The organism is Burkholderia sp. LMG 13014 (assembly GCF_905232215.1).
Lineage (GTDB): Bacteria > Pseudomonadota > Gammaproteobacteria > Burkholderiales > Burkholderiaceae > Burkholderia.
Map to the genome: position 1 here is coordinate 1 of NZ_CAJNKE010000697.1, position 2,798 is coordinate 2,798.

The 2,798-nt window shown below is 70.2% G+C and carries 4 protein-coding genes; all 4 read right to left on the reverse strand.

Annotated features, from left to right (window positions below; translation table 11 throughout):
* Window positions 1-789 (reverse strand): caspase family protein (locus JYJ84_RS33245; RefSeq protein WP_205190023.1); only part of this gene is annotated, 789 nt, incomplete at its 3' end.
* Window positions 783-1,910 carry a hypothetical protein gene (locus tag JYJ84_RS33250; protein ID WP_164462862.1) on the reverse strand — a complete coding sequence of 376 codons (1,128 nt, stop codon included), beginning with the start codon at window positions 1,908-1,910 and terminating at the stop codon, window positions 783-785. The genes JYJ84_RS33250 and JYJ84_RS33245, both read right to left, overlap by 7 nt.
* A 32-nt stretch (window positions 1,911-1,942) precedes the next feature.
* Window positions 1,943-2,362, reverse strand: coding sequence for a hypothetical protein (locus JYJ84_RS33255; protein ID WP_164462863.1), 420 nt, complete (start codon window positions 2,360-2,362; stop codon window positions 1,943-1,945).
* Between the two features lie 2 nt (window positions 2,363-2,364).
* The coding region (locus JYJ84_RS33260; protein WP_205190024.1) for a hypothetical protein at window positions 2,365-2,798 on the reverse strand (434 nt) is incomplete at its 5' end.

Consider the following 2,798-nt stretch of genomic DNA (forward strand, 5'->3'; position numbering starts at 1 on the left):
CCGCAGCGTGCCGATCAGGCCGCTGTTGTACCACGGGCGCTGCGCGTCTTCGGTCGCGACCGCCACCGCCACTTGCGTGTTGCGCAGGATCGTCGTGATGTCGCCGGCACTCGCCAGCTCCTGGCTGAGGTAATACGCGAACGGGCTGTGGTTGTGCCGGACCGAACCGAGCGCAAAGCTGTCGAGGGCGACGCCGCCAGGCTGCGTCGCGAAGGCGACGAGCGTGCCGTGAGGCGCTCGCACCGCCGTCATCGATGCGCCGGTTGCGCCGCGCGTCGCCGAACTGCGGCACGCGTCGAGCAGGATCAGCAGCGCGCGCGGGTCGCCGCGGCTGACCGAACTCTGGATATAGCGCAGCGGCACCGCGTAGCGCTGCAGGTCGCCTTGCGACACCTGGCCGACGCCGACCGGCAGGTCGACCGGAATCAGGTAGTTTTCCCCGCCGGCTTCGAAGCCGTGTCCGGCGTAATAGACCAGCGCGATCGATGCGCCGGCCGCCCGCTGGCCAAAGGCATCGAGATCGGCGAGCAACTGCGTGCGCGACCGGTTCTGCTCGAGCGTGACCTGGAATCCGATGCCGCGCAGTGCGCGTGCAACGAGTTCGGCGTCGCCGGTCGGTGCTTCGAGCCGGTCGGTTCCGCGGTACGTGGCGTTGCCGATCACGAGCGCGACGCGCGGCGCATCCGCGGCATGCGCCGGCGCGATGCCCGTCAGCACGACGAGCGCGAGCGCCACCGCGACGCACCGCGCGGCGTCCTGCACGAAACGCGCGACGGCGGCGCTCAGCATCGCAGGTTGTTCGCCACGCAGGTTTCACGCGCGAACGCGTTCCCCTGCGCCGCTGCCATCTGGAGCAACTGCGTGCCTTCGCCGCGATTGCGGTGGAACGGCCGCTGGCCCAGCAGCATCGCCCGTCCCGAGACGGCCATCGCCAGCGTATCGTTGTCGGCCGCGGCGCTCGAGATCAGGCGGTAGACGTCGGAATCGGTCGCGACGCAGTCATGCGAGTGGGCTGCGCACAGCGCCAGCGTCAGCATGGCCGGCGGGAACGGCAGATTGGCCGCGTCGCGCAGCATGCGCTGGCCGCTCGCCCGGTCGACGGGCAGGCCGCCCAGCCCGAGCACGTTCGCCTGGCCGAGCGGCCAGGCGAGATGCCGGTCGTGCGTTTCGGCATAACGCGTCTGCAGCGCGTCGACAGCCGCGGCCTGCTGGCCGGCCACGCCCTGGTTGTTCAGCAGCAGCCAGCCTGCCCACGCGAAGCCCGTATCGTCGCCGATTCGGGCGAGCGCATGGAATTGCGCATACGCATCGACGTAGTTGCGCGCATACGCGGCACGCTGGGCGTTCGCGACGCTCATCGCCCCTTTCCACACGTAGGCCGGCGCCGGCAGCTTGTCGAAGCCGGCGCTTTTCGGCGTGAGCCCTGCCATCCAGGCCGGCGCGGCGCCCGTGCGCTGCGTCGCGCGGAACATCGCCGGCGCATTGCGTACGCCCATCGCCAGGAACAGGATCACGATGACGCCTGCCACGATCGCGAGCGTGATCCGCCGGCCGCGCTGTTCGGCGAGGCGTCGCGACAGCATCTCGGCGACGGCACCGTTGCCTTGTGCGACGATCCCCGCGCGTTGCTGCTCCACCTGGGCAGACTTGATCAGCGCATTGGCATCGCGCCAGCCGCCGTCGATCTGGTCGCGCCAGTTTTCGACAGCCGCGTGCGGACTCCCGTCGGGTTGCGCCGCGTCGTCCGGCTTCAGGCCGAGCGTCGGCGCCGCCGTTTCCTGCCACCATTTGTCGACCCGCTGCCGCACGTTCTGGACATCCGCCAGCCGGCCGAGTGCGTCGTTCGCGCCGGGCGGCAGCATGAAGGTCGAGCCGGGAGTGGGTTGGGTGTTTTGCGAATCCTGCGCCATGTCGATTCCCTGGTATTTCGTCGGATTTCGGTTCAGATGAGCTTGAGGCGGCCGAGGCTGGCGGCCGCGCGGGCGATCGCCTCGTCGCTCGCCGTCATCGATGCGTGAGCGGCATCGACGTGCTGGTTCGACAGTTCGCGTGCGTGCATCCATTTGCGCTCCGCGACGTCGAGGCGGTACGCGTCGTCGGCGAGCCGGAAATGCGCCTGTTGCTGCTGGTCGAGCTTGTCGTGCACGTCGGCAAGCAGCTGCTGCGCATGCGTGGCGCTCGCGTCGAGCTGCCAGAGCTGCGACACCGACGCATCACGCTGGCTTTCGAGCGGGTCGAGATAGCGCGCGTAGGCGATGGCGCCGGCGTCGTCGCGCCAGCCGCCCGCGGCGGCAGCCGCCGTGTCGATCAGGTCGCGGCTCATCGCGACGTAGGTCCAGGCCTGTTCTTCGAGTGCCTTCATCGTCATGCTCCCAGGCCGGCCGCGAGCTCGCGGAGCTGGCCGGCTTTTTCGTCGAGAAACCGGTCCGCCGCGCCGAGCAGGTCGCCGGATGCCTGCAGCTGTGCATCCAGACGGTGCTCGTGCGCGCGGATGTCGTCGATATCGCGCGTCGCCGCCAGCGCGGTCGGCGCGATCGCGTCGATCAATGCGCGCTGCTCGTCGAGCGCGCGCCGCATCGCATCCGACAGGCCCAGCGCTTCGGTATGCCAGCGCGTCGCGTCGGCACGCATGGCGTCGGCGCGCGTCATCGACAGTTCGGCGGCGACGGCGGCTGCGTTTGCCTGCTCCGCGTACTCGGCCGACACGCGGCAGAGCGCGAGGTTTTCCTCGATGGCTTCGCTGCGGTCCGCGAGCCGGGCCGCGGTGGCGGTTGCGTGTGCGGCTTCGGCGTCGTGGC